The following is a 25641-nucleotide window of genomic DNA, read 5'->3' on the forward strand; positions in this document are numbered from 1 at the left end:
GCCCACCCCCACCGCGACGACGGCGGCCGGCCGTCCGGCGTCAGCAGGAACACCAGCGCGATACAGACGAACCACAGCACGAACGCCGAGTCGGCGAGCAGCCCGGCCACCGTCGCCAGCGGCAGGGCGTCCGGCCGGGCGATCGCGCCGTACGCCGCGTAGCCGATCAAGGCCGGACCGCTCGCCTGCAGGACGGCGAGGCCGAGGAACAGCCAGCCGACGGGATGCTCGGGCCGCCGCAGCGCCAGCCCGGCGCCGACGATCGCGGCGCTGGCCATCGCCAGGATGTAGACGACGCCGTCGCGCAGGCCCTGGGTGAGCTCGGGCCGGCCGGCGTCGCGCAGCAGCTCGTCGAAGACCAGCACCGCCGCGATTCCGGCCGGCACCGTCAGCACGGCCACCACGACGACGGCCCGGCGCAGCGCGGTCATGGCCGGCCGGCCTCCGGGACCGGCGTCAGCGCCGCCGTCGGCACCGTCCCGCGGACGACCGCGCCCGCGCCGGGTGCGCTGGTGATGGTCAGCTCGCCACCGAACGCACCGAGCCGGTCGCGCATGTTCACGAACCCGTGGCTCTCCGCGGTCGCCGCGGGGTCGAAGCCGGCGCCGTCGTCGGCGACCTCGAACTCCAGCCCGCCCTCGGCCGCGCCGATCCGCACCGTCACCGTGGCGTCCGGGCCGGCGTGCTTGGCGGCGTTCTGCAGCGCCTCCAGGCAGCAGAAGTACACCGCCGCTTCGGCGTCCGGCGGGTAGCGCAGGCCGGTGTCCGCCTCGACCCGGACCGGGATCGACGCCCGGCCGGCGGCGTTGCGCAGCGCCTCGCCGAGGCCGTGCTCACGCAGCAGCGGCGGATAGATGCCGTGCGCCAGCTCGCGCAGCTCGACCAGCGTCTCCTGCACGTCGGTGCGCAGCTCCTCCAGCAGCGTCGCGGAGTCGCCGGTCGCGAGCCGGCGGGCCAGGCCGAGCTTGACGGCGAGCGCGACCAGCCGCTGCTGCGCGCCGTCGTGCAGGTTCCGCTCGATCTGCCGCCGGGAGGCGTCGGCGGTCGAGACGATCCGGGCTCGGGACGCCTGCAGCTCGGCGTTGCGGCGGCGCAGCTCGGCCAGCGACGCCTGCAGCGCGGAGTCGAGGCTGACGTTGTGCAGCGCCAGTCCGACCTGCCGGGCGAGGTCGGCCAGCACGCGGTCGTCGTCGTCGCTGAACGGCCGGTCGTCGGCGGAGCGGACCACGACGAGCAGCCCGAGCAGACGGCCCAGGTGCGTCACCGACGCCACCCGCACCGACCGCCGTGCGCCCGGCCCCGAGGGCGCCTCGGCGGCCAGCAGGGACGGCAGCCACATCGCCGCCCACGCGTTGCCCGACACCCGGGCCCGGGTGACGGCGGCCAGCTCGGCGCCGGCCAGCGTGAGCCGGCCGGCGCCGCGTTCGGGCACCGAGACGGTCCGCTCCAGCACGCCGTCCTCGCCGGTCCACACCTCCGCGCCGAGCGGGCCGAGCGTCGAGCGCAGCGTCTCGGCCAGCTGCAGCAGCAGCTCGTCCATCGGGACGGCGCGCGTCATCCGGGAGCCGAACGTCTCCAGCGCCGACGCGGCCGGTCGCTGTGGCCGGCCGGCCCACTGCTCGGCCAGCTCGCGCAGCCGAGTCCGCACCGGCTCGGCCAGCACGACCGCCGTCAGGGCCGCCGCCATCGAGAACGCCAGCACGCCCTGCCCGTCCTCGTCGACCTCGCCGCCCAGCCCGATGACGACCACGAGATAGACGGCCAGCACCATCAGCACCAGGCCGCAGAACACGAACGACGGCCCGGCGACGGCGCCCGCGCGGCGCCGCAGCCGCGGCAGCACCGCCGCCACGACGGCGACCGGCACGGCGGCCAGCCCGAGCAGCGCCCACGGCAGCAGCTCGCCGGGCACGTCGATCAGCACCCGCAGCGCCCACACCGCGAGCGCGACGGTGCCGGCGACCAGCGCCGCCCAGCCGGCCCACAGCGCCACGTCGCGCCGGTTGCGCGCCCGCACCGAACCGTTCACCCCGGCCACCTCCTCATTCCGCCCGCAGCGCCCGCCAGACCGGGAAGGACCCGGCCCGCCGCGCGGGCACAACTGCCAGCAGGACCGCCGCCACCAGGGCCAGCGGGACGACCGTGAACAGCGCCGCGAGCGCCGGTGGCGGCACGTACTGGGTCACGGTCGCGTCGGTCACATAGCGCCACACCGAGCGGCCGACGGCCACACCGAGCGGCGCGCCCAGCACCAGCCCCGCCAGCACGATGGTGACCGCCTGCGTGACGACGACGCCACGGCTCTGCCCTCCGGTCAGCCCCAGGGCGCGCAGCACGGCGAGGTCGCGTCGGCGCCGGCGCACCGCCGCCGCCAGCGCGTGCCCGACGGCCCCGACCGCGAGGACGGTGAGGAAGACCGCGAGGTAGAGCGGGAAGGCGCGGATCACCTGCAGCTCCACCGAGTGGTCCCGCTGCAGGGTCGGCGTCACGGCGACACCGTCGGAGACCGCCGCGCCGAGCCGCTGCGCCGCGCCGGCCGGGTCCGCGCCGTCGCGCAGCGCGATGTGGGCCACGTGGTAGGCGGCGCCGTCGAAGAGCTGGTCGAAGCCCGCTGCGCTCACCCAGGCCCCATCGATGTTGTAGTTCTCCGGTCCTTCCGGCACGAACGCCAGGCCGGTCACGGTGAGCCGGCTGGTCGACCGCGTGCCGGTCAGGTCAACGGTGTCGCCGATCCCGGCCCCCAGCGTCGACGCCGTGTACGGCGCCAGCGCGAGCTCGTCCGCACGGGCCGGCATCCGGCCGGCGGTCAGCACCACCGGCAGCGGCTCGGCCACCGGCTGGAACGAGTAGACCATCGGGGTCATGCTGCCGGCATCGGCGACCGCCGAGCGGCTGTCGTTGACCGCCGCGACCTCGGCGTCGGCCGCGAGGACCGCCAGCGCGTCCGCGGCGGTCGCGGCGTCGACGTCCAGGGCCGCATCCAGGTCGTGCACCTGCCCGTACCGGACCGGGTTGGTCCGGGCGTCGTCGACGCCGGCGGCCACGGTCAGCGCGGCCACGGTGCCGACCACGCCGACGACAGCACCGACGAGCGCCGGCCGCACCGGCACCGCTCGCTCGCCCCGGCCGGTCTCCAGCGCCAGGCCCGCGCCGAGGACCACCGGCAGCGGCAGGCCGGCGCGGGCGGCGGCCGCGGCGACCGTGGATCGGCGTGACGACGTGGGTGCGCGGGTCGCCCGCAGCGCGAGGCCGGCGGTCAGCGCCGCGCCCGCGCCGGTGGCGAGAACGATGCCGCCCCAGCCCGTCGCCACCACGGCCCAGTCCACGTCGATGCCGGGCGCAGGCTCGCGCCGGGCCGCCGTGCCGACGGGGAACCAGGCCGACGCGAGCACGGACACCACGGCGCCGGCGGTGGCGCCGAGCACCGCGGCGAGAACGGGGCCGGTCGTTGCGGCGACGACCACCTGCCGCGGCGACAGGCCGAGCGCACGGAGCACGCGCAGCTCAGCCACCGCCGCCGCGGCGTAGCGGGCGATCGCCTGGCCCACCAGGAACATCGCGGCCACGCCCGCGGCCGTCGCGAACACGAGGAGAGCGGTCGTCTCGATGTCGACGATCCCCTGGTCGAAGTCCGTGGTCGCGGCCAGGTTCCAGATGGACACGTCGGTCCGGCCCGTGGCCTGCGCCAGGGCCGCCTTGAAATCCGCGACGCCGCTGCCGCCGGCGCTCAGCCGCACGACGGCGCTGGTCGGCTGGTCGCTGCCGACCAGGTGCTCGGTGTACGCCGCATAGAACGCGCCGGTCGGGATCACCCAGCCGGGGTCCCCGGCGACATCGGAGATCAGGGCCGAGCGGACCACCCCGACGATGCGCACCGGCACGGCCGGCCCGTCGGCCGGCGTCGGCCGACCGGCCGACGCGGGACCGCGGAAGTCCATGAGGCCGGCCCGCAGCGTCTCGGGCCGGTAGAGCCGCAGCGTGACGGTGTCGCCGACACCGCGGCCGTACGACGCGACGAACCCGGGCGTGACGACAGCCTCGTCCGGCCGCTGCGGAGAGGCGCGCCGGCCCTCCAGCACCACGGGACGCTCGACGGTGGACAGGATGGTCCCGTCGGCCGGGACCGGCCCGTCGACCGGCTCGCCGTCGAGCTCGTACGCCGCGAAGACCATCTCGCCGACCGCGGCGACACCGGGGAGATCGCGCACCGCGTCCCAGTCGAACCCCGGCTCGTTCGGGACCACCTGGACGGTGGCCGGCAGCGTGGCGTCGGCCAGCCGCTGGAGGGAGCTCTCGCCGCGCCGGGCGCCGGCCACGGCCGTCAGCACGGTGGCCGCGGCGAAGCCGATCAGCAGCGCGAGCACCAGCAGCGTCCGCCACCGCCGTCGCAGCTCCAGCCGCAGCCAGGCCCCCGTCATCACTCGGCCCTCAGCACGGAGCCGACCCGCATCGACGCCGCCCGTTGCGACGGCCAGGCGGCCAGCAGGTTCGCCGCCAGCAACGCCACCGGCACCACCAGCAGCAGCGCCGTCACGGCCACCGGCGGCACATAGAACAGCGGCGTCGTCTCCGCGACGTAGCGCCAGAGGACCCGGCCGAGCGCGACGCCCAGTGGGATGCCCAGCGCCAGCCCGGCCAGCGCCAGCACGCTGGCCTGCACCGCGACGACCCCACGCGACTGCCGCCGGGTCAGCCCGACCGCGCGCAGCACCGCCATCTCGTGCCGGCGCCGGCGCACCGCCGTGGCCAGCGCGTGCCCGACGGCGCCCAGCGCGAGCACCGCGAGGAATCCGGCCAGGAACACCGGCAGCGTCCGGATCTGCTGGATCTCCGTCACGGGACCGGGCTGCTCCGGCGGCTCGAACCCGACGCCGGCGCTCTCGGCCAGCCGGGCGGCGACGGCCTGCGGATCGGCGCCGGTGCGCAGTTGGACGTGCGCCTCGTGGAACTTCCAGTTGGGCCCGAACAGCGCCTCGTAGCCGTCGCTGGTCGCCCAGGCGCCGGTCGCGTAGTCGTTGTGCGAGCCGTCCGGCACGAACGCCAGCCCGGTGACGGTGTAGTCGGCCGAGCCCTCGGACCCGGTCAGGCCGACGCGGTCGCCGGTCGCCACGCCGAGGTCGGCCGCCGTCGTCGGGGCCAGCGCGATCTCGCCGGCACGCGACGGCAGCCGGCCCTCCAGCATGACGACGTCCGGCGCCGCGCCGACCGGCGCGTAGGTGTACACCGCCACGGACAGCCCGCCGGCCTCCGCCGCGCCGATCCTGGCGTCGTTGACGGCCACGACGTCGGGGTCCGCGGCGGCCGCGGCCAGCACGTCGCCGGCCGGCGGCGCCTCCTCGCCCTCGTCGAGGTACCCGAGCAGCTGGTGGGTCTGGCCGAACCGGCGCAGGTTGCCGGCCGCGTCGTCGACGCCGCTGGAGAACGTGAACGCCGCGAGCACGCCGAGCACCCCGGTGACGGCGCCCAGCAGCGCCGGCCGCACCGGCACGGCCTGCCGACCGCGGCCGGGCTCCAGCGCGAACCGGGTGCCGACGACGACGGGGACCGGCAGCCCGGCGGCGGCGACGGCGCGCGCGACGGCCGAACCACGACGATGCGACTGGGACAGGGCCGCGCGCTGCGCCAGCACGGCCGACGTCACCGCCGCGACGGCCACCAGCGCCGGCGCCAGCAGCACACCGGCGACCAGCACCGTCGCGTCGGCGTCGATGCCGGGCGCGGGCTCCAGCATCGCCGCGGAGCCGATCGGGAACCACCGCGACGCGACCACCGCGACCGCCGCGCCGGCCGCGGCGCCCAGGACCGCCGCCAGCACCGGACCGAGCGCCGCCGCGACGACCAGCTGCCGCGGCACCACACCCACCGCTCGCAGCGCCTGCAGATCGGCGACACCGGCCGCGACGTAGCGCGCGACCGGCTGCCCGACGAGGAACAGCGCCGCAAGGGCGGCCGCCGCGGCGAACACCAGCAGCGCGTCGGCCTCGAAGCCGGTGACGTCGCGGGCATGCTGGTGGAACACGTCGCCCAGATCCCAGATGTCGATGGTCTGACCGGTGAGCCGCTCCAGCTCGGCCTGCAACGCCGGGATGGCCGCCGCGCCGCCGTCCAGCCGGGCGATCGCGTTGAACATCTCCGTCGGCGAGCCCTCGCCCAGCTCGGCGGGGTACCGCTCGTACAGCCCCGCCGACGAGATCAGCTGGCCCTGCCCGCCGAGGTTGTCGCCGTACCAGAAGGATCGGACGACGCCGACGATCCGCGCCTCGACAACCGGCCCGTCCGGCGGAAGCGACGGGTCGGCCCGGAAAGCGGCGAACGACTCGGGCCGGTACAGCCGGATCGTCACGGCGTCGCCGACGTCGAGGCCGTAGGCCTCGACGAACCGCGGCGTCACCACCATCTCATCGGGGCGGTGCGGATCGGGCAGCCGCCCGGCGAGGGCCACCGGCCGCTCCACCGTGACCATCGTGTCCAGGCCGACGGCGCCGCCCAGCGAGTCCGGCGGCACTCCGTCGACGACGTACGGGGCGCTGCCGAACGTGGACAGCGTGGTCACCTGCGGCAGCGCCCGCACGGCCGCCCAGTCGAAGTCGGCCTGGTTCGGCAGGATCGCGACGTCGGCCGGCAGCGTCCGCTCCAGCAGCCGGTCGACGGCGCTGTCCCCGCGCCGCGCCCCCGCGACCGCCGTCAGCACCGTCGCCGTCGCCAGCGCCACCAGCAGCGCCAGCACCAGCAGCGACCGCCACCGCCGTCGCAGCTCCAGCCGCAACCAGGCCGCCGTCATCACTCGGCCCTCAGCACGTGGCCGACCCGCATCGACGCGGCCCGGTGCGACGGCCAGGCCGCCAGCAGGTTCGCGATCACGAGCGCGGCCGCGGCGGTCAGGACGATCGCGACCAGGGCCGCCGGCTCGACATGGTCCACGGGGGTGGCCTCGGCCACGCCCCTCCACACCACCCGGCCGAGGGCGATGCCCAGCGGGATGCCGAGCAGCAGGCCGGCCAGCGCCAGCACCGTGGCCTGCGTTGCCACGACCGCACGCGACTGCCACCTCGTCAGCCCCAGGGCCCGCAGCACGGCGAGGTCGTGCCGCCGGCGGCGGACCCCGCTGGCCAGCGCGTGCCCGACCGCACCCAGCGCCAGCACGGCCAGGAAGCCCGCGAGGAACATCGGTATCGCCCGGATCTGCCGCAGCTCGGCCAGCCGGCTGGGCGGCGCGGCCGGTCTGACGAGGCCGGCCTCACCGGTCGCCTCGCCGAGCCGGCCGGCGACGGCGGCGGGGTCGGCCTCCGCGCGCAGCGCCAGGAGCAGGAGATGAAACTTGAATCGCGGCGAGACGGCGCTCGCCGGGTCGAACAGCGCGTCGTACCCGCCGGGGGTCACCCAGCCACCGAGCGTGTAGTCGTTGTGCGGGCTCTCTGGGACGAAGGCGATCCCGGTGACGTCGAAGGTGCGCTCGCCGCGGGTCCCGGTCAGCCGGACGGTATCGCCGACCGCCGCGCCGATCGTCTCGGCACTGGCCGGAGCCAGCGCCACCTCGTCGGGTCCGGCCGGCGTCCGGCCCGCGGTGACCACGGGCCGCCAGTCCGGGTCCATCGTGAACAGGCTCACCGACCGGTCTCCCGCGGCAGCCACGGCCATCAGGGTGTCGTTGATCACCCGCACGTCCGGATCGGCGGCCAGGACCGGCAGCAGGTCGTCGACCGGCACGAAGTCGTCGCCGGTCAGGCCGACGAACGCCTCAGCCTGGTGGACCTGGCCGAACCGCTCGGCATGCGCCGTCGCGTCGTGCACCCCGGCGGAGAACGTCACCGCCGCCACGACGCCCGCGACACCCGCCACCGCGCCGGCCACGGCGGGACGCACCGTTCCGCCGCGCCCCGCCTCCAGCGCGAACCGGCTGCCGACGACGACGGGAACGGGCGCACCCAGCCGGCTCGCGGCGTCGGCCGCCGCCGACGCCGACGCTCGTCCCGGTGTACGGCGCAGGCCGGACCACGCCGTCGCCGCGGCGCCCAGCAGGATGAGCGCGGGGACGAGCACCGTCCCCGCGGCGAGCACGAGCACGTCGCCGTCGACGCCCGGCGCCGGCTCGAACCGGGCCGCGGTCCCGATCGGGAACCAGCCCGACGCCACCACGGCCACGCCGGCGCCGACGACCGCACCGGCGGCCGCCGCCAATGCCGGACCGGCGGCCGCTGTCCACCCGAGCCGGCGCGGGGGAAGGCCGAGCGCCCGCAGCACCCGCAGGTCGGGCTGCGTCGCGGCCGCGTACCGCGCCACCGCCAGGCCCAGCAGCACCCCGGACGCGACGGCGGCGACCAGCGCGAACACGAGCAGCGCGTCGGCTTCGAACGCCGTGACCTCGCGGTCGTGCCGGGCCAGCTCGGCCAGGTTCACCAGGTCGAGATCGGTACGGCCGCTGAGCCGCTCCAGCCGGGCGCGGAAGTCGGCGATGCCGGCCTCGCCCTCGGCCAGCCTGACGATCGCGTTGAACTCGGCCGGAGCGTCCCCGAGCAGCTCGCGCTCGTACACCGCGTAGAGCCCCGGCGACGGGATCAGCTCGCCCGTGCCGGCCGCGTCGTCCAGGTACCAGTACGACCGGACCACCCCCACCACGGTCGCGTCCAGTTCCGGCTGCGCCGCGGCCGGGTCGACCGGGTCGACCGGATGCAGCCGCAGCGTCACCGTGTCGCCGACGTTCGCGCCGTGGCCGCTGGTGACGACCACCTCGTCAGGACGCGTGGCATCGGGCAGCCGGCCGTCGAGCACGACCGGGCGTTCCACCGTCCGCAGCGTCTCGTCGTCACCGAGCAGCCCCGCCGACGGCTCGCCGTCGATGTCGTAGTCGATGCCGGCGTAGGTGCCGACGGCGGCGACGCCGGGCAGCTCCCGCACCGCGGCCCAGTCGAAGCCGGGCTGGTTCGGCAGGACCGCGACATCGGCCGGCAGCGTCCGTTCCAGCAGCCGGTCGACGGCGGTCTCGCCGCGTCTCGCGCCCGCCACCGCCGTCAGCACCGTCGCCGTCGCCAGCGCCACCAGCAGCGCCAGCACCAGCAGCGACCGCCACCGCCGCAGCAGCTCCAGCCGCAGCCAGGCCGCCGTCATCACTCCGCCCTCAGCACGCTGCCGACCCGCATCGACGCCGCCCGGTGCGACGGCCAGGCGGCCAGCAGGTTCGCCGCCACCAGCGCGAGCGGCACGATCAGCAGCAGCGCGAGCGCGGCCAGCGGCGCGACGTAGAGCAGGGGCGTCGTGTCGGCGACGTAGCGCCAGACGGTGCGGCCCAGCGCCAGCCCCAGCGGCACCCCGGCAGCCAGCCCGATCAGCGCGAGCAGGCTGGCCTGGGTGATGACGACGCCACGAGACTGCCAGCGGGTCATCCCGAGCGCCCGCAGCACCGCGACCTCCTGGCGGCGTCGGCGCACCGCGGTGGCCAGCGCATGGCCGACGGCGCCCAGCGCGAGCACCGCGAGGAACCCGGCGAGGAACACCGGCAGCGTGCGGACCTGCCGGATCTCGGCCAGCCGGCTGGGCGGGTCGGCCGGCATGACGATGCCGGTGACCGACTCCGGCGGCGCGCCCGTGGCCGCCGCGACCGCCTCGTCCAGCCGGGCGGCCACCGCCTCGGGGTCGGCGCCGGGGGTCAGCCCGAGCAGCAGCAGGTGGTACTTGAACGCCGGCGAGACGTCACTGTCGGGGTCGAACAGCGTGTCGTAGCCGTCACCGGTGACCCAGCCGCCGGTGACGTAGTTGTTGTGCGGCCCCTCCGGCACGAACGCCAGGCCGGTGACGGTGAGCTCGCGGTCGCCCGCGGTGCCGGACGCCGTCACGACGTCGCCGACGGCCACGCCCAGCGTGTCCGCGCTCCCCGGCGCCAGCGCCACGTCGCCCGGGTACTCCGGTGCCCGGCCCTCGACCATGACCGGCCGCAACGGCTCCGGCCCGGCCTGGTCCAGCGTGAACAGCGTGACCGGCCGGCTCTCGAGCCCCGCCACCGCGACCCGGGTGTCGTTGACGACGCGCACGTCCGGGTCGGCGGCCATGACCTCCATGACCGTGTCGGTGGGCCCGAAGTCCTCGCCGTCGTCACCGGCGTACGACACCAGTTCGTAGACCTGCCCGAACCGCTCCGGGTGACCAGCCGCGTCCTCGACACCGTCGGAGAACGTGAACGCCGCGATCACGCCGAGCACCCCGACGACCGCGCCGACCAGCGCCGGGCGCACCGGCACCGCCTGCCGGCCACGGCCGGGCTCCAGCGCGAACCGGGCGCCGACCACCACCGGCACCGGCGCGCCGGCCCGCCGGGCGACGGCCGCGAGCGCCGACGCCCGGCCGCGTCGCGCCGTCCGGTCCGAGCGCAGCGCCAGCCGGGCCGCGAGGACGGCGCCGAGCGCGGCCAGCAACACGGTGACCGCGCCGATCCCGGCGAGCACCAGCGGGTCGACGTCCATGCCAGGCGCCGGCTCGTACAGCGCGGCGGTGCCGATCGGGAACCATCGCGACGCCACCACCGCGCCGGCCGCGCCGAGCAGCGCGCCGAGCGCGGCCGCGACCACCGGGCCGGCCGCCGCGGCCAGGACGGCCTGCCGCACGGTCATGCCCAGCGCCCGCACGACCTGCAGCTCGGCCGCCGACGACGCCGCGTACCGGGCCACCGCCTGGCCGACCAGGAAGATCGCCGCCGCGCCGGCGGCCAGCGCGAAGGCCTGCAGCGCGTCGGCCTCGAACCGGGTGACGTCGTTCAGGTGCCGGCCGTCCTCGGCGAGGTTCATGAAGTCGATGTCACCGCGCCCGGTGAGCTGCTGCAGGTCCGCCTTGAACGCCTGGACGTCCGCCTCGCCGCCGCGCAACCGGACCAGCGCGTTGAGCTCGCCCTCCCCCTTGGTGCCCATGAGGTTGTCGCGGTACTGCGCGAACAGCCCCGGCGACGGCGACAGCCCGCCCTCGGAGTCGCCGACGACGTCGCTGAACCAGGGCGACCGGATGATCCCCACGACCGTGGCCTCGACGACCGGCCCGTCCGGCTCGGGCAGCGTCGTGGCGAACTTCAGCTCGTCCTGCGTCTCGGGCGAGAACAGCCGCAGCGTGACCGTGTCTCCGACGCCCAGCCCGTAGGTCTGCTCGAACGACCGGCTGACGACGACCTCGTCGGCCCGCGTGGGGTCGGGCAGCCGTCCGTCCAGGACGACCGGCCGCTCGATGGTCCGGAACACCTCGTCGTCACCGGGCGGGAAGCCGGCGGCGAACGAGTCCGGCGGCAGCCCGTCGACCACGTACGAGCCGGTCAGGCAGAACGTCGTCAGCGACTCGACCTCGGGCAGCGCCCGGACGGCGTCCCAGTCGAAGCCGGCCTGGTTCGGCAGCACGGCGATGGTGGCCGGCAGCGTCCGGTCGACCAGCCGGTCGAGCGCGGTGGCGCCGCGGCGCGCGCCGGACAGCGCCGTCATGACCGTCCCCGCCGCCAGCGCGACCAGCAGCGCCATCACCAGCAGCGAGCGCCATCGGCGCCGGGTGTCCAGCCGCAGCCAGGCGCGGACCGCCGTCACGGGGCGCGCTCCTCCATCACCGCCGGGCCCACCGGGCCCACCCGAACGCCGTCGTCGCCGTCGATGCGGCCGTCGCGCATGCGCACCACCCGGGACGCGCCGGCGGCGACGTCGGCGGAGTGGGTGACCATGAGGATGGTCTGGCCGTCGCCGTGCAGCCGGCGGAACAGCTCCAGGATCTCCGCGCCGCCCTCGCTGTCCAGCGCGCCGGTCGGCTCGTCAGCCAGCAGCACGGCCGGCTCGTTGACCAGCGCGCGGGCGATCGCCAGCCGCTGCCGCTGCCCGCCGGAGAGCACCGACGGCAGCTGCTCGGTGCGGTCGCCCAGGCCCAGCAGGTCGAGCAGGTCGCGGGCACGCGACTCCGCGGCCTTGCGACGGAGCCCGCCGAGGATCGCCGGCAGCGCGATGTTGTCCAGCGCCGAGACGCCCTCCAGCAGGTTGAAGAACTGGAACACGATGCCGACGTGGTGCCGGCGGAACTTCGCCAGCCAGTTCTCGTCGCGCCCGCTCACCACGAGGTCGTCGACGACCACCTCGCCCTCGTCGGCCTGGTCCAGCCCGGCGAAGATGTTCAGCAGGGTCGACTTGCCGCAGCCCGACGGACCCATCAGCGCGACGAACTCGCCGCGCTCCACGGTCAGATCGACGCCGCGCAGCGCGCGGACCGGCGCCAGTTCCGCCTCGAAGGTGCGGCGGACGCCCAGGGCCTGCAGTGCGGTCATCGGCTGTACTCCTCGATCTCGTCGGGCGCGTGGTCGGGTGCGATCACCCGGCACGCCGTCACCACCGCGTCACGGCCCTTGACCCGGACCGGGTCCAGCCGCTCGAATGTCCACGCTGGCGCGCCCACGGCGGTGGCCTCGCTGACGACCGTCGTTCCGGCCGGGCGGGCCAGGTCCTGCAGCCGCTGGGCCAGGTTCACGGTGTCTCCGACCAGCGTGTACTCCAGCCGCTCGTCGCTGCCGAGCAGCGCGGCGGCCACCTCGCCGGTGGACAGGCCGATGCCCATGCCGAACGGCTCGAGCCCTTCGGCCGCCCAGGCCGCGTCGACGACCGCCTGCCGCCGGTGCATGTCCAGGGCGGCCTGCAGCGCCCGCTCGGCATGGTCCGCCTGCGGGAACGGCGCTCCGAAGACCGCCATCACAGCGTCGCCCACGTACTGCATCACGGTGCCCCCTTGGTCGAGGATGGCACCGTTCATGGCCCGGCGGTGGGCGTTCAGCTGACGAGCCAGCGTCGAGGGGTCGGACCGCTCGGCGATGCCGGAGTAGCCGCGCACGTCGGACATCAGCACGGTGACGACCAGCCGCTCGGTCCGGGCGACCGCGCCGGGGTCGTCGCGCAGCTTCTCCGCCAGCCCCGACGGCAGCAGCCGGCTCAGTGTCTCGCCCTGCTCCTCGCGCTGCAGGATCGCGGTGTGCAGCTTGCGCAGCCGCTCCAGCGCGCCGCGCATGCCCTGGCTGGCGTCGCGCGCCAGGTGCAGGAACAGCTCCTCGACGGCGTGGTCGACGGCTTCGGGCGTGCTCTGCAGCGCGACCGCGATGGCCTTGACGGCGCGTCCCTCGGCCACCATGGTGAGCAGCCGTTCCTCGTCGGCGGACAGCCCGGCTTCGCCCCGCGCCGGTGTCACCAGGGCCTGCACGATCTCCGGGTCCAGCATGGAACCCCCCGCCGCGACCTCGCGGACCGCCCGGGCCAGCCGGTCGCCGTCCGCCACCCGCTCCTTGAGCAAGTATGCGTAGCCGGCCGCCCCCTGGGCCAGCAGCGCGACAGCGTACTCCGGATCGTCGTACTGCGACAGCACCACGATCCCGGTGCCCGGGAGCCGCTTGCGGACCTCCTTGGCCGCCTCGATGCCCTCGTCGGCGAACCGCGGCGGCATCCGGATGTCGGTGACGACGACCTGCGGGCGGTGCTCGACGGCCTGTTCCACCAGGCTGTCGTAGTCCTCGGCCATCGCGACGACGTCGACGTCGCCGGCCACGCGCAACAGCGCCCGCACTCCTTCGCGGACGAGCAGGTTGTCGTCCGCAAGGAGCACGGTGATGCGCGCGCCGGTCGAGGTCATGCGGATATGACACTCCTACCGGCGCGAACGCACCAGTGCGGCAGCCACCCGAATGCGACGGGGTGCCAGCATCACCCCGTCGCCGTCGTCAGGTCATCCGGCCCGGGCCGCGGAACGTGGCCAGACCCACGATCCAGCCGGTGAACAGCCCGTACGTCGCGCCGCCGGCGGCCGCCTGGAACGCGCCGAGCGTCGTCGGGTCGCTGATGAAGATCGCCGCCAGCAGGCCGGCGACGGCGCCGGCGAAGATGTAGGCCGACCAGCCGGTGAGGAACTGGGCGGCGCCGCTGCGCTCGCGCGAGAGCCGCGGGCCGGTGAGCAGGGTCAGGAACACCGCGGTCAGCACGACCACGAGGATCGCCCGCAGCATGATCGCGAAGATGTCCCGGGCCGCGAGGTCGGCGTCGAAGTCCCAGGACGGCCAGGTGAGGAGGGTGAGGAACCAGTCGAGGGCGCCTGTCCCGTTCGCGTTGTCGCGGGCCCAGTCACCATACGGCGGACTGCCGAACACGAGGACCAGTACGAACGCCGCGATCACGCCGGCGGCGGTCGTCGTCCGATACCGCGTCAAGACTCCCATACAGGGAGGAATACCCCGAAGCGATCAAGGTCACACGGTGTGCCAGCACCCCTGCCGGCTTGCCTGTCTGCACCCTGCCCGCGCGATGCGCCGCTCCCTAGCGTTGAGGGCATGTCGAAGCGAACGATCGCCCTCGTGACGGGCCTGAGCGCCGCGTTGCTGGCCGGGGCCGGCCTCGCCGGCGCGGCGGTCACCGCCGGCGACGAGAGCATCCGGGCCTGCCGCAGCACGCTGACCGGCCTGGTCCGGCTGCCGTCCGGCACCCAGGCCTGCAACTCGCTGGAGACCGAGGTCCGCTGGAACGTCCAAGGCCCGGCGGGTGCGCCGGGTCCCGCCGGCACGGACGGCGCCGACGGCGCTGCCGGCCCCGCCGGTCCCGCCGGTCCGCCCGGCCCGGCCGGAGGTGGCGGCCCGGCCGAGCCGCACACGACGTCCGTCGGCCGGCTCGTCGTCGACGGGCTCGACGGCGACAGCGTCCTACTCGGCTACGAGATCGGGGTCACGGCCGATGACCGGCCGCACTTCACCCCGTTCACCGTCGTCCGGCCGGTCGACGAGCTGTCGCCCCAGTTGCTGGAGGCGGCCGCGACCGGCCATCACTTCCGCACCGCGACGATCAGCGTCTTCGACGACACCGGCGCGCCGGTCGAGTCGTACGAGCTGGCCGAGGTCACCGTCACCGGCCGGAACACCGAGGCGACCGGCGCCGCCGGAACGCCGCCGCGCGAGACCGTCACGCTCGGCTACACCCGCATCACCCACACCGTCGGCGCCGTCAGCACCTGCTTCGACGTCGTCCGCCAGAGCACCTGCTGACCGGGGAGGAGATCATGACCACCCGCATCGAGGCCACTGCCACCACACTCTCCTGGATCCCGTCCGAAGCGGTCACCGGGCTCACCCGGGCCGCGTTCGAGACCGGTTTCACCCACTACGACCCGCCGCCGCCCGACGTCGTCGACGACCTGGACCGGCTGCGCGCCGGCGATCGGTTCCGGTACGCGAACCTGCTGGCCGGCTGGGCCGAGGTCGAGGACGGCCGGATCGTCCGCGCCGGCTACGCCGACCGGTCCGGCGTGCTGATGGGGTCGACGACCGTGCGCATCGGCCGGCTCGGCGCGACGTTCGCCGCGATCGCGCTGCCGGTGCTGCGCCGCGAGCCGGAGCTCCTCGCCGACGGCAGCGTCCGGCTGACCCAGACCTGCGGCGGCCGGACGGCGCTGCCGGCGCCCCGTGCGGTGCCGCACGCGCCGTTCGTCAAGCTGCAGTCCCCGCTGGTGTGGACGACGCTCTCGCTCACCATCCACCCGGACGGCCGGTCCGAGCCGGGGCTGCCGGGCGCGAGCGCGTTCCCGCGGCACTGGGTCTACGACGACGCCGGCGCGCTGGCACTGAAGTCGGGGCTGACGGACTACTCGGCGTGGGCGGCGCACTCGTTCGGCGCCCGGACCCCGTGGGGCGACGAGGACTCGCCGGCGCTCACCGTCGAGGTCGAGAGCGCCGCGGAGCGGGTGCTGTCGCGGCTGCTGATGGGCGGCGCGGAGAAGCCGCGGATCCGCACGCTGGCCGCCGACGACCTGCTGACACTGCAGGGCGAGCCCGGCGACGAGCTCTACCTGCTGCTCGACGGCGTGCTGCGGGTCGAGGTCGACGGGCGCCGGCTGGCCGAGGTCGGCCCGGGCGCGGTGCTCGGCGAGCGGGCCGTCCTCGAAGGGGGCCGCCGGACGTCGACGCTGGCCGCCGTCACCCCGGTGCGGGTGGCCGTCGCGCCGTCGTCGGCGATCGACCGGGAGCGGCTGGCCGAGCTGGCCGGGTCGCACCGCCGGGAGGACGTGCCGGCGTGAGGATCGTCCTGCATGGTGTCCGGGGGTCGACGCCGGCCCCCGGCGCCGCGTTCGTGCGGACCGGCGGCCACACGTCGTGCGTCTCGGTGACCGTGCGGGACGAGCCGGCGCCCCGGCTGGTGCTCGATGCCGGCACCGGGCTGGCCAACCTGACGGCGCTACTGAGGGGCGCGCCGTACCGCGGCGACCTGGTGCTCAGCCACCTGCACTGGGACCACGTGCAGGGGCTGCCGTTCTTCCGCTCCGGCGACGTCGACGGCGCCGACGTGCGGCTGACGCTGCCGGCCCAGTCCGGCGCGTCGCCGTCGGTTCCGGGGTCGGCGGCGGCGCTGCTGCGCCGGGCGATGTCGCCGCCGCACTTCCCGATCGGCCCGGACGGGCTGGCCGGCCGGTGGCGGTTCGACGCCCGCGACGCCGGCTGGTTCGCGGCCGGCGGCGCGCGGGTCCGGCTGGCCGACGTGCCGCACAAGGGCGGCCGGACGTTCGGGATCCGGGTGGAGGCCGACGGCGCCTCGTTCGCCTACCTCCCCGACCACGCCCTCGGCGCCGGCGACGGCCCCGCCACCGACCTCGTCCGCGGCGTCGACGTCCTCTTCCACGACGCCCAGTTCGCCGACGGAGAGCGCTACTGGGCCAAGGAGTACGGCCACTCCACCGTCGGCGACGCGGTCGCGCTGGCCGCCCGCGCCCGGGTCGGCCGGCTGGTGCTGATCCACCACGCCCCGGCCCGTCCGGACGACGAGGTCGACGAACTGGCCGCGACCCACGCCGCGGGAGCGCCCCTCCCCGTCACGGTCGGCCGGGAGGGCGACGCGCTGGAGCTGTGAGCTACTGGATGCCGTGGCGGCGCAGGATCGCCTCGATGTCGTCCAGCTCCGGGTCGCCGGCGGCGGCCTGCTGCTTCCTGCCCTTCTTCGGGCCGGCGTCGACCGCGCCCTTCGGGGCGGGACCGGACTCGCCGACGGCGGAGGGCTTGGCCGAGCCCTTCGGGACCTCGAGCTTCTGGCCGGCCGCGAACAGCAGGCCGGCGACCGCGAGCATGCCGACACCGATCCAGGCCATCGGCGAGAGCACCAGGCCCACGACGAAGCCGACGATGCCGATGGCGGAGGCGCCCATGAGCAGGAAGCCGCCGGCCGCCATCTGCAGCGAGGCCGCCCAGCCCTTGGCGCGTGCCTGGCGCACGGACAGCACGACCAGCCCGAGGCCCAGCGCGGCTACGGCAATCTCGATCGCATCGGTGAACACTCCTCCAGGCTACGCGGCCGAGCCCGTTTTGCCCTCAGGGATTCCCCCGAGCTTTCGCACCCTCCCCGAGAGGGAGACGGACGTTGCGGGCGACGGCGGCGCGGGCAGCCAGGTCGGCGTCGGGCGGGTAGCCGACGGCCTCCAGCGTCAGGCCGTGCGGCGGGATGACGACGACGCCCGGGTCGCGCACGCCCGACGCGAGCACCGTCGCGGGCCAGTCGGCCGGGCGGCGGCCGTCGCCGACGAGGAGCAGGGCGCCGATCATCGCGCGCACCTGGTTGTGGCAGAACGCGTCCGCCTCGACCGTCGCGACGGCGAGACCCTCGGCCGAGCGCGACCACGTCAGCACCCGCAGCTCGCGGATCGTCGTCGCGCCCTCGCGGGGACGGCAGTAGGCGGCGAAGTCGTGCTCGCCGAGCAGCCCGGCGGCCGCGACGTTCATCGCGTCGACGTCGAGCGGGCGGTCGTGCCAGAGGACGAACGAGCGCAGCAGCGGGTCGGCGCCGTACGCGGTGTCGGCGACGCGGTAGCGGTAGCGGCGCCAGACGGCGGAGAAGCGGGCGTCGAAGCCGGGCGGCGCCGGCGCGACGCCGTGCACGCGGACGTCGTCGGGCAGCACCCCGGCCAGCCGGCGCAGCAGCGCGACCGCCGGCGGCCGGTCCGAGCGGCCGGGCGCCGCCGCCCACGCCGCCCCGGGGACGTCGACGTGGCAGACCTGGCCGCGGGCGTGCACCCCGGCGTCGGTGCGGCCGGCGACGGTGAGCCGCGGCGGGTCGATCCGCAGCACCCGGCCCAGCGCCTCCTCCAGGATGCCCTGGACGGTGCGCCGCCCGGGCTGCGCGGCCCAGCCGGAGAACGCCGTCCCGTCGTAGGCCAGGTCGAGCCGGACACGCAGCAGCCCGTCGATCCCAGCGGTGGGATCGGCGGGCTGCATGACGGTGCTGCGGTGCGCGGAGGTCAGGCCTTGTCGGCCGTGCCCTCGTCGTCGCCGTCGGCCTCGGCCTCGGCCGAAGCCTCGGCGTCGGCCGGAGCCTCAGCGTCAGCCGCGGCCTCCTCGGAGCCCGTGGCCTCGTCGACCGCGGCCTCGGCCTCGGTGGTCTCGACCTTGGTCTCGTCGGCCGGGACGTCGGTGACCTCGGCGGTCGTCGCCGCGGCGGCGGCCGGAGCCGCCGTCTGCGCCGCGCGCCGGGTGGCGGACGTCGCCTCGGTCACGACCTGCTCGGCCAGCGGCTCGACCAGCTCGATGACCGCCATCGGAGCGTTGTCACCCTTCCGCGGACCGATCTTCACGATCCGGGTGTAGCCGCCGTTGCGGTTCTCGTAGCGCGGGCCGATCTCAGCGAACAGCACGTGCACGACGTCCTTGTCGCGGATCGTGCTGAGCACCTGGCGCCGCGCGTGCAGGTCGCCGCGCTTGGCCTTGGAGATCAGCCGCTCGGCGACCGGACGCAGCCGGCGGGCCTTGGCCTCGGTGGTGGTGATGCGACCGTGCTCGAACAGCGCGGTCGCCAGGTTGGCGAGGATCGCGCGCTGGTGAGCCGGCGAGCCTCCCAGGCGAGCACCCTTGGTTGGGGTGGGCATGGTGATCTACTCCTGTGTGGTGGCGACCGCTACCGGCCGCGCTCGGTCAGTACTGCTCGTCTTCGGCGTAGGACTGGTCGTCGTCGGCGTAGCTGTCGACGGCCGCGGCCGGGTCGAAGCCGGGCGCGCTGTCCTTGAGGCCGAGGCCCATCGTGGCCAGCTTCGCCTTGACCTCGTCGATCGACTTCTGGCCGAAGTTGCGGATGTCGAGGAGGTCGGCCTCGCTGCGGGAGACGAGCTCACCCACGGAGTGGATGCCCTCACGCTTGAGGCAGTTGTACGAACGGACGGTCAGCTGCAGGTCCTCGATCGGCAGCGCGAGGTCCGCGGCCAGCTGGGCGTCGACCGGCGACGGGCCGATCTCGATGCCCTCGGCCTCGATGTTGAGCTCGCGGGCCAGGCCGAACAGCTCGACCAGCGTGCTACCGGCCGACGCGAGCGCGTCCCGCGGCCGGATCGACTGCTTGGTCTCGACGTCGACGATGAGCCGGTCGAAGTCGGTGCGGCCCTCGACGCGGGTCGCCTCGACCTTGTAGGTGACCTTCAGCACCGGCGAGTAGATGGAGTCGACCGGGATGCGGCCGATCTCGGCGTCGGCGCGCTTGTTCTGCACGGCCGACACGTAGCCGCGGCCGCGCTCGACCGTCAGCTCCATCTCCAGCTTGCCCTTGCCGTTCAGCGTGGCGATGTGCAGGTCCGGGTTGTGCACCTCGACACCGGCCGGCGGCGCGATGTCGGCGGCGGTGACGGCGCCCGGGCCCTGCTTGCGCAGGTACATCACGACCGGCTCGTCGTGCTCGGAGGAGACGACGAGGCCCTTCAGGTTCAGGATGACGTCGGTGACGTCCTCCTTCACCCCGGGGATGGTGGTGAACTCGTGCAGCACACCGTCGATGCGGATCGACGTGATGGCCGCGCCGGGGATGGACGAGAGCAGGGTCCGGCGCAGCGAGTTGCCGAGCGTGTAGCCGAAGCCCGGCTCCAGCGGCTCGATGGTGAACCGGGCGCGGTAATCGTTCAGCGACTCTTCGCTGAGACTGGGACGCTGGGTGATGAGCACTTCTGACTTCCTCTCCGCGACGCCCGCTATATGACGGTCGCGATCAGGGCGCCGTGGCCGGCCGGATGCCGGCCACGGCGATGGTGCGGACTACTTCGAGTAGAACTCGACGATGAGCTGCTCCTGCACCGGCGTGTCGATCTGCTGCCGGGACGGGAGCTGGTGGACCAGCACGCGCAGCTGGTTCGGGATCACCTCGAGCCACGCGGGGACCGGACGGTCGCCGTGGGTCTCGCGGGCGATGATGAACGGCGTCGTCTCACGGGACTTCTCCCGCACGTCGATGACGTCGTGCAGCGCCACCTGGTAGGACGGCACGTTCACCTTGCGGCCGTTGACCGTGAAGTGGCCGTGGACGACCAGCTGACGGGCGTGGCGGCGGGTGCGAGCCAGGCCCGACCGGTAGATGACGTTGTCCAGGCGCGACTCCAGCAGCTGCAGGAGGACGTCACCGGTGCGACCCTGGCGACGGTTGGCCTCCTCGTAGTAGCGGCGGAACTGCTTCTCCAGGACGCCGTAGGTGTAGCGCGCCTTCTGCTTCTCGTGCAGCTGGAGGCGGTACTCGCTCTCCTTCTGCCGGCCGCGGCCGTGCTGGCCGGGCGGGTAAGGACGGCGCTCGTACGCCTTGTCCTCACCGATCAGGTCGACGCCGAGGCGACGCGACTTCTTCGTGAGTGGGCCGGTGTAACGGGCCATGGTGGATCAGTTCTCCTCGAGGTCTCGGCGGGTCAGACGCGGCGGCGCTTCGGCGGACGGCAGCCGTTGTGCGCCTGCGGGGTCACGTCCGAAATCGAACCGACCTCGAGGCCGACGGCCTGCAGCGAGCGAATCGCGGTCTCCCGGCCCGAGCCCGGGCCCTTGACGAACACGTCGACCTTGCGCATGCCGTGCTCCTGGGCACGGCGGGCGGCCGCCTCGGCGGCCATCTGCGCGGCGAACGGCGTCGACTTACGCGAGCCCTTGAAGCCGACCTGGCCGGCGCTGGCCCACGCGATCACGTTGCCCTGGGGGTCGGTGATCGAGACGATCGTGTTGTTGAACGTGCTCTTGATGTGCGCGACACCATGAGCGACGTTCTTCTTCTCCTTGCGGCGCACCTTGGTCTGGCGGCCCTTGGCGGGTGGCATGTGTGCGGTACTCCTGTCCGAAAGCTTCTGAGGTCAGCGGTTGGCTGCTCGCGACGGCGACGATGGCGCCGTCGCGGCACTCACTTGCCGGCCTTCTTCTTGCCGGCGACGGTCTTCTTCCGACCCTTGCGGGTACGGGCATTCGTGTGAGTGCGCTGACCACGGACGGGGAGCCCGCGGCGGTGCCGGATGCCCTGATAGCTACCGATCTCGATCTTGCGGCGGATGTCGCTCTGCACCTCGCGGCGCAGGTCGCCCTCGATCTGGTAGTTGGCCTCGATCCAGTCGCGGAGCTTGACCAGCTCCTCGTCGCCGAGGTCCTTGACGCGGATGTCCGGGCTCACGCCCGTCTCCTTCAGCGTCTCCAGCGCTCGGGTGCGGCCGATGCCGAAGATGTAGGTGAGAGCTACCTCCAGGCGCTTGTCGCGCGGGAGGTCGACGCCAACGAGGCGTGCCATGCGGTGTTCCTCACTTCGTTTCGCGGAGGTGTCTGACGCACCGCGTCCCGGCGGTTCGTTCCGCCGAGCCCCGGCCTCCGCCCGGGGGTGGTCCCTGTCGCTTATAGGCAGGGGTGCAGGTGCGTTGTCCTGGGTATTCAGTTGTGTCCGGGCGAGCGGTGCCCGGTGATCAGCCCTGACGCTGCTTGTGACGCAGGTTCTCGCAGATCACCATGACCCGGCCGTGACGGCGGATCACCTTGCACTTGTCGCAGATCGGCTTGACGCTCGGCTTGACCTTCATCGGGGACTCTTTCGTTGACGTGTGCCGAGAGTTCGGAACAGGCCGAAGCCGCCGGCAGAGGTCGTGGTTACTTGTAGCGGTAGACGATGCGACCGCGGGTCAAGTCGTACGGGCTGAGCTCCACCACCACGCGGTCCTCGGGGAGGATCCGGATGTAGTGCTGGCGCATCTTGCCAGAAATGTGGGCGAGCACCTTGTGACCGTTGGAGAGCTCCACCCTGAACATGGCGTTCGGGAGAGCCTCGGTCACGGTGCCCTCGATCTCGATGACCCCGTCCTTCTTGGGCATGTCCTCCGCACTTCTTCGTCGTCGTCTTCCAGCTCGGCACACCACACCGCTGGGAGTCCTGGGAGGGACGAGCGGCGAGCTGTCACGTGCGCCCTTGTCCTTGATCGAGACGACCGCGGACCAGCCGCAGGGCACAACGAAACAGGCCACAGTGGGCCGACCAGAAATTGTACGGCACCGGGCCTATCAGAGGCCAATCGTGTGCCGCAAGGCGACCCGCGAGGTCAGCGTGACGCGCGTGTCTCGCCGGCCCGGTAGGCCAGCTCGAGGCCGCCGAGCATGACGCCCCAGGGCCCGGCCACCCAGATCGGCCAGAAGTACGGCGCGTCGACGCCGCCGCCGATGAGCACCAGCAGCCACACCATGAGGTTGATGGCCACGACGATGCCGTAGAACCACCATGCGCCGGTCAGCAGACGGCGTGCGACGCGGCGTCCGGTCCGCTTGGCTGCGGGGCGCGGCGCGGACAGCGGGCGCGGGATCAGCCCGGCCGGCTGGCGGCGCACCGGCAGGTCCGCGATGACCCGGTCCAGGTCCTGATAGGTCTTGGCGGAGTAGGTCGTCTCGACCCGGATGAGCAGCTCGTCCTGGCTCAGCCGGCCCTCCCCGTGCGCGTCGCGCAGGATCTCGGCCACGCGATCGCGGTCTGCGTCGCTGGCGCGCATCTCGAACCGCTCGGCTCCCATGCGCTCCAGTATCCGCCGCCCCGCCGGGTCCGCCTATCGGGGTAACCCCCCAGTTCGACCCCGGGCCGTCCCCCGGTGCGTCAGCCGCGGTGGGCGGCGGCGGCCGGAACACCCAGCGCCGTCAGCCGCTCGGCGCCGCCGTCGAGGGCGGTGAGGACCCAGGGGCCGTCCGGGGTGACGGCGATGCTGTGCTCGAAGTGCGCGGCCCACGAGCCGTCGTCGGTCTTGACGGTCCACTCGTCGTCGAGGACATGCGTCTCGGGGCCGCCCATGGTGATCATCGGCTCGACGGCGAGGCAGAGGCCGGGCACCAGCTTCGGGCCGCGCTGACGGGTGCGGTAGTTCATCACGTGCGGGTCCATGTGCATGGCCGTGCCGATGCCGTGGCCGCCGTACTCCTCGACGATCCCGTAGTCGCCGCGCGACTCGATGGTCTGCTCGATCGCGGTGCCGATGTCGCGCACCCGGCGCCCGGCCGTCATGGCGGCGATGCCGGACCACAGCGCGTCCTCGCAGTCGTCGAGCAGCCTCGCGACCGGCTCCGGCACCGGGCCGACCGGGACGGTGACGGCGGCGTCGCCGTGCCAGCCGTCGAGGACGGCGCCGAAGTCGAGCGAGACGATGTCGCCCTCGTCGAACGGCGTGGCGTCGGGGATCCCGTGGACGACGACGTCGTTGACGGAGACGCAGACGGTGGCCGGGAAGCCGCCGTAGCCGAGGAAGTTCGACGTGGCGCCGCGGGCGGCCAGCTCGCGGCGGGCGATCGCGTCGAGGTCCTGCGGGGTGGCGCCGGGCACGATGGCGGCGCGCATCACCTCGTGGATCTCGGCGACGACCAGCCCGGCCGCGCGCATGCCGGCCAGCTGCTCCGGCGACTTGATCTCGATGGTGGCTCCCGCGGGGCTCAGTGCAGCTGCGGCGGCTGCTCGATCGCGTCGGCCACCCGCTGCTGCACCTCGTCGACGGACCCGAGTCCGTCGACCTCGAAGACCAGGCCGCGGTCGCGGTAGACGGCGATCAGCGGCGCGGTCTGCTCCAGATAGAGCTCCTGGCGGCTGCGGATGGTCTCGGGGGTGTCGTCCTCACGACCCTCCTTGAGTGCCCGCTCGTGCAGCCGCCTGACGACCTCGTCGACATCCACCTTGAGCACGATGACGTGGTCGAGCTCGTGGCCCTGCTCGGCCAGCACCTTGTCGAGGAAGTCGACCTGCGCCAGCGTGCGCGGGTAGCCGTCGAGCAGGAAGCCGTCGGCGACGTCGGGCTGAGTGAGACGGTCGCGGACCACCTCGTTGGTCAGCTCGTCCGGCACGTAGAGACCGGGACCGATGTACGGCTGCACCCGCAGGCCCAGCTCGGTCTCGGCGGCGATGTTCGACCGGAAGATGTCGCCGGTGGAGATGGCCGGCACGGCGAACCGCTTCGCCACCAGCTCGGCCTGCGTGCCCTTGCCCGCGCCCGGCGGGCCCATGATCAACAGTCGCGTCACCGCAAGAACCCCTCGTAGTTGCGCTGCTGCAGCTGGCTCTCGATCTGCTGCACGGTCTGCAGGCCGACACCGACCATGATCAGGATGGAGGTGCCGCCGAACATGTTGTTGAACGTCTGGCCGCCATCGCTGGGGTTCAGCACGTTGAAGGCCAGCAGTGGCAGGAGCGCCACGAGCGCCAGGTAGATGGCGCCGGCCGACGTGATGCGGTTGAGCACGTAGGCCAGGTATTCCTCGGTGGCCCGGCCGGCGCGGATGCCCGGCACGAAGCCGCCGTAGCGCTTCATGTTGTCGGAGATGTCCTTCGGGTTGAACGTGATGGACACGTAGAAGAACGCGAACCCGACGATCAGCAGGAAGTACGCCGCGATATAGGCGGGGTGGGTGCCGCGGGTGAAGTTGTCCTGGATCCACAGCGCCCAGCTCGACGTCGCGTTGAACTGCGCCGCCAGGAGCGGGATGTAGAGCAGCGACGAGGCGAAGATGACCGGGATGACGCCGGCCTGGTTGATCTTGAGTGGGATGTACGTGGCCGAGCCGCCGTACATCCGCCGACCGACCATCCGCTTGGCGTACTGGACCGGGATGCGCCGCTGCGCCTGCTCGACGAAGACGATGAGCGCGACGACGATGAGCGCGACCACGACGACCAGGCCGAAGACGCCCCAGCCGCGGCTGGTCTGGATGCTCCAGAACATGCTCGGCACGCTCGCGACGATCTGGGTGAAGATCAGCAGCGACATGCCGTTGCCGACGCCGCGGTCGGTGATCAGCTCGCCCAGCCACATGACCAGGCCGGTGCCGGCCGTCATCACGATGATCATGATCGCGGCGGTGGTGAGCGAGTCGTCCTGCAGCACCTCCTCGGGGCAGTTCGGGAAGAACTGCCCGCGGCGGGCCAGCGTGACGATGGTGGTCGCCTGCAGCAGCGCCAGGCCGATGGTGAGGTAGCGGGTGTACTGCGTGATCTGCGCCTGCCCGGACGCGCCTTCCTTGCGCAACGCCTCGATGCGCGGGATGACGACTGTCAGCAGTTGCAGGATGATGCTGGCGGTGATGTACGGGATGATGCCGAGCGCGAACACCGCGAGCTGCAGCATCGCGCCGCCGGAGAACAGGTTGAGCATCCCGTAGATGCCCTCGTTGCCGGCGAGGTCCACACAGGTCCGTACCGCCGGGACGTCGACACCGGGCGTGGGCAGAACCGAGCCGACGCGGAAGATCGCGATGATGCCCAGTGTGAACAGCAACTTCTGGCGCAGGTCAGGCGTACGGAACGCCTGCGCGAACACTCTGAGCACTTCAAGGCCTCCTGCGTGGCCGACGGCGGAGACGACCACAGGGTCGAAGCCGGCGCGGTGGTACGGACGGAACAGACGGTA

The 25641-nt window shown here is 73.9% G+C and carries 24 protein-coding genes and 1 pseudogene; 3 read left to right on the forward strand and 22 right to left on the reverse strand.

All coding sequences use genetic code 11. From position 1 onward, the window contains the following. From C1I92_RS06375 to C1I92_RS06415, 9 genes and pseudogenes are all read right to left on the reverse strand, one after another. Positions 1-431 (reverse strand): annotated as a pseudogene (locus C1I92_RS06375) (hypothetical protein); the annotation flags it as partial. Continuing rightward, on the reverse strand, positions 428-2029 hold the full coding sequence (locus C1I92_RS06380; protein ID WP_146605045.1) for a sensor histidine kinase: 1602 nt from the start codon (positions 2027-2029) through the stop codon (positions 428-430). The pseudogene C1I92_RS06375 and the gene C1I92_RS06380, both read right to left, overlap by 4 nt. A 13-nt stretch (positions 2030-2042) precedes the next feature. Beyond that, a complete protein-coding gene (locus tag C1I92_RS06385; RefSeq protein ID WP_111253840.1) occupies positions 2043-4418 on the reverse strand; it encodes an FtsX-like permease family protein in 2376 nt (791 codons plus the stop codon). Beyond that, positions 4418-6781 carry an ABC transporter permease gene (locus C1I92_RS06390; RefSeq protein ID WP_111253841.1) on the reverse strand — a complete coding sequence of 788 codons (2364 nt, stop codon included), beginning with the start codon at positions 6779-6781 and terminating at the stop codon, positions 4418-4420. The genes C1I92_RS06385 and C1I92_RS06390 overlap by 1 nt, the downstream gene beginning before the upstream one ends. Next, positions 6781-9105, reverse strand: a complete 2325-nt coding sequence (locus C1I92_RS06395; protein ID WP_111253842.1) for an ABC transporter permease — start codon at positions 9103-9105, stop codon at positions 6781-6783. The genes C1I92_RS06390 and C1I92_RS06395 overlap by 1 nt, the downstream gene beginning before the upstream one ends. Beyond that, positions 9105-11549, reverse strand: coding sequence for an ABC transporter permease (locus C1I92_RS06400; RefSeq protein WP_199521008.1), 2445 nt, complete (start codon positions 11547-11549; stop codon positions 9105-9107). The genes C1I92_RS06395 and C1I92_RS06400 overlap by 1 nt, the downstream gene beginning before the upstream one ends. After that, positions 11546-12271: an ABC transporter ATP-binding protein gene (locus C1I92_RS06405; protein WP_111253843.1), complete on the reverse strand. Its 726-nt coding sequence runs from the start codon at positions 12269-12271 to the stop codon at positions 11546-11548. The genes C1I92_RS06400 and C1I92_RS06405 overlap by 4 nt, the downstream gene beginning before the upstream one ends. Next, positions 12268-13617: an adenylate/guanylate cyclase domain-containing protein gene (locus tag C1I92_RS06410; RefSeq protein ID WP_111253844.1), complete on the reverse strand. Its 1350-nt coding sequence runs from the start codon at positions 13615-13617 to the stop codon at positions 12268-12270. The genes C1I92_RS06405 and C1I92_RS06410 overlap by 4 nt, the downstream gene beginning before the upstream one ends. A gap of 88 nt (positions 13618-13705) precedes the next feature. Then, entirely contained in the window at positions 13706-14197 is a 492-nt protein-coding gene (locus C1I92_RS06415) for a hypothetical protein (RefSeq protein ID WP_111253845.1), read from the reverse strand. Between the two features lie 111 nt (positions 14198-14308). Between C1I92_RS06415 and C1I92_RS06420 the strand changes: the two genes are divergently transcribed. Genes C1I92_RS06420 through C1I92_RS06430 form a run of 3 tightly spaced genes read left to right on the forward strand, consistent with a single transcriptional unit; the run spans position 14309 to position 16868 of the window. Further along, positions 14309-15013 (forward strand): type VI secretion system tube protein Hcp, encoded by a 705-nt coding sequence (locus C1I92_RS06420; RefSeq protein ID WP_111253846.1) that lies wholly within the window; start codon positions 14309-14311, stop codon positions 15011-15013. Between the two features lie 14 nt (positions 15014-15027). Then, positions 15028-16041, forward strand: a complete 1014-nt coding sequence (locus C1I92_RS06425; RefSeq protein WP_111253847.1) for a cyclic nucleotide-binding domain-containing protein — start codon at positions 15028-15030, stop codon at positions 16039-16041. Further along, positions 16038-16868: an MBL fold metallo-hydrolase gene (locus C1I92_RS06430; protein ID WP_111253848.1), complete on the forward strand. Its 831-nt coding sequence runs from the start codon at positions 16038-16040 to the stop codon at positions 16866-16868. Before C1I92_RS06425 ends, C1I92_RS06430 begins: the two co-directional genes overlap by 4 nt. Before the next feature lies 1 nt (position 16869). Here C1I92_RS06430 and C1I92_RS06435 read toward each other — a convergent pair whose 3' ends face one another. The 13 genes from C1I92_RS06435 to secY form a co-directional block, all read right to left on the reverse strand. Continuing rightward, positions 16870-17289, reverse strand: a complete 420-nt coding sequence (locus tag C1I92_RS06435) for a hypothetical protein (RefSeq protein WP_111253849.1) — start codon at positions 17287-17289, stop codon at positions 16870-16872. A gap of 34 nt (positions 17290-17323) precedes the next feature. Then, on the reverse strand, positions 17324-18223 hold the full coding sequence (gene truA, locus C1I92_RS06440) for a tRNA pseudouridine(38-40) synthase TruA (protein WP_111253850.1): 900 nt from the start codon (positions 18221-18223) through the stop codon (positions 17324-17326). A 23-nt stretch (positions 18224-18246) separates the two neighbouring features. Beyond that, positions 18247-18870, reverse strand: a complete 624-nt coding sequence (rplQ, locus tag C1I92_RS35425) for a 50S ribosomal protein L17 (protein WP_111253851.1) — start codon at positions 18868-18870, stop codon at positions 18247-18249. 46 nt (positions 18871-18916) lie between these two features. Next, positions 18917-19930: a DNA-directed RNA polymerase subunit alpha gene (locus tag C1I92_RS06450; protein WP_111253852.1), complete on the reverse strand. Its 1014-nt coding sequence runs from the start codon at positions 19928-19930 to the stop codon at positions 18917-18919. A 90-nt stretch (positions 19931-20020) separates the two neighbouring features. Beyond that, positions 20021-20626 (reverse strand): 30S ribosomal protein S4, encoded by a 606-nt coding sequence (rpsD, locus tag C1I92_RS06455; protein ID WP_111253853.1) that lies wholly within the window; start codon positions 20624-20626, stop codon positions 20021-20023. Positions 20627-20658: 32 nt separating this feature from the next. Continuing rightward, positions 20659-21057, reverse strand: a complete 399-nt coding sequence (gene rpsK / locus C1I92_RS06460; RefSeq protein WP_026877472.1) for a 30S ribosomal protein S11 — start codon at positions 21055-21057, stop codon at positions 20659-20661. 80 nt (positions 21058-21137) lie between these two features. Then, positions 21138-21515, reverse strand: a complete 378-nt coding sequence (gene rpsM / locus C1I92_RS06465) for a 30S ribosomal protein S13 (RefSeq protein WP_069110663.1) — start codon at positions 21513-21515, stop codon at positions 21138-21140. Positions 21516-21684: 169 nt separating this feature from the next. Then, positions 21685-21798, reverse strand: a complete 114-nt coding sequence (gene rpmJ / locus C1I92_RS06470) for a 50S ribosomal protein L36 (RefSeq protein ID WP_015883600.1) — start codon at positions 21796-21798, stop codon at positions 21685-21687. Positions 21799-21865: 67 nt separating this feature from the next. Then, positions 21866-22087 (reverse strand): translation initiation factor IF-1, encoded by a 222-nt coding sequence (gene infA, locus C1I92_RS06475; RefSeq protein ID WP_026877474.1) that lies wholly within the window; start codon positions 22085-22087, stop codon positions 21866-21868. Between the two features lie 224 nt (positions 22088-22311). After that, on the reverse strand, positions 22312-22773 hold the full coding sequence (locus C1I92_RS06480) for a DUF1707 SHOCT-like domain-containing protein (protein ID WP_111253854.1): 462 nt from the start codon (positions 22771-22773) through the stop codon (positions 22312-22314). Positions 22774-22853: 80 nt separating this feature from the next. Further along, entirely contained in the window at positions 22854-23681 is an 828-nt protein-coding gene (gene map / locus C1I92_RS06485) for a type I methionyl aminopeptidase (protein ID WP_325048132.1), read from the reverse strand. Continuing rightward, on the reverse strand, positions 23678-24259 hold the full coding sequence (locus C1I92_RS06490; protein WP_233506870.1) for an adenylate kinase: 582 nt from the start codon (positions 24257-24259) through the stop codon (positions 23678-23680). Before C1I92_RS06490 ends, map begins: the two co-directional genes overlap by 4 nt. Next, positions 24256-25560, reverse strand: coding sequence for a preprotein translocase subunit SecY (secY, locus tag C1I92_RS06495; RefSeq protein WP_111253857.1), 1305 nt, complete (start codon positions 25558-25560; stop codon positions 24256-24258). The genes C1I92_RS06490 and secY overlap by 4 nt, the downstream gene beginning before the upstream one ends. Positions 25561-25641 lie beyond the last annotated feature (81 nt).

This window comes from Jiangella anatolica (assembly GCF_003236295.1).
GTDB lineage: Bacteria > Actinomycetota > Actinomycetes > Jiangellales > Jiangellaceae > Jiangella > Jiangella anatolica.

Bases quoted from the DNA above. Each gene is read 5' to 3' on its own strand.
- C1I92_RS06385 (WP_111253840.1), bottom strand. From the start codon at position 4,418: ATGACGGGGGCCTGGCTGCGGCTGGAGCTGCGACGGCGGTGGCGGACG.
- C1I92_RS06390 (WP_111253841.1), bottom strand. From the start codon at position 6,781: ATGACGGCGGCCTGGTTGCGGCTGGAGCTGCGACGGCGGTGGCGGTCG.
- C1I92_RS06395 (WP_111253842.1), bottom strand. From the start codon at position 9,105: ATGACGGCGGCCTGGCTGCGGCTGGAGCTGCTGCGGCGGTGGCGGTCG.
- C1I92_RS06405 (WP_111253843.1), bottom strand. From the start codon at position 12,271: ATGACCGCACTGCAGGCCCTGGGCGTCCGCCGCACCTTCGAGGCGGAA.
- C1I92_RS06410 (WP_111253844.1), bottom strand. From the start codon at position 13,617: ATGACCTCGACCGGCGCGCGCATCACCGTGCTCCTTGCGGACGACAAC.
- C1I92_RS06415 (WP_111253845.1), bottom strand. From the start codon at position 14,197: ATGGGAGTCTTGACGCGGTATCGGACGACGACCGCCGCCGGCGTGATC.
- C1I92_RS06420 (WP_111253846.1), top strand. From the start codon at position 14,309: ATGTCGAAGCGAACGATCGCCCTCGTGACGGGCCTGAGCGCCGCGTTG.
- C1I92_RS06425 (WP_111253847.1), top strand. From the start codon at position 15,028: ATGACCACCCGCATCGAGGCCACTGCCACCACACTCTCCTGGATCCCG.
- truA (WP_111253850.1), bottom strand. From the start codon at position 18,223: ATGCAGCCCGCCGATCCCACCGCTGGGATCGACGGGCTGCTGCGTGTC.
- rplQ (WP_111253851.1), bottom strand. From the start codon at position 18,870: ATGCCCACCCCAACCAAGGGTGCTCGCCTGGGAGGCTCGCCGGCTCAC.
- rpsD (WP_111253853.1), bottom strand. From the start codon at position 20,626: ATGGCCCGTTACACCGGCCCACTCACGAAGAAGTCGCGTCGCCTCGGC.
- rpsK (WP_026877472.1), bottom strand. From the start codon at position 21,057: ATGCCACCCGCCAAGGGCCGCCAGACCAAGGTGCGCCGCAAGGAGAAG.
- rpsM (WP_069110663.1), bottom strand. From the start codon at position 21,515: ATGGCACGCCTCGTTGGCGTCGACCTCCCGCGCGACAAGCGCCTGGAG.
- rpmJ (WP_015883600.1), bottom strand. From the start codon at position 21,798: ATGAAGGTCAAGCCGAGCGTCAAGCCGATCTGCGACAAGTGCAAGGTG.
- infA (WP_026877474.1), bottom strand. From the start codon at position 22,087: ATGCCCAAGAAGGACGGGGTCATCGAGATCGAGGGCACCGTGACCGAG.
- C1I92_RS06480 (WP_111253854.1), bottom strand. From the start codon at position 22,773: ATGGGAGCCGAGCGGTTCGAGATGCGCGCCAGCGACGCAGACCGCGAT.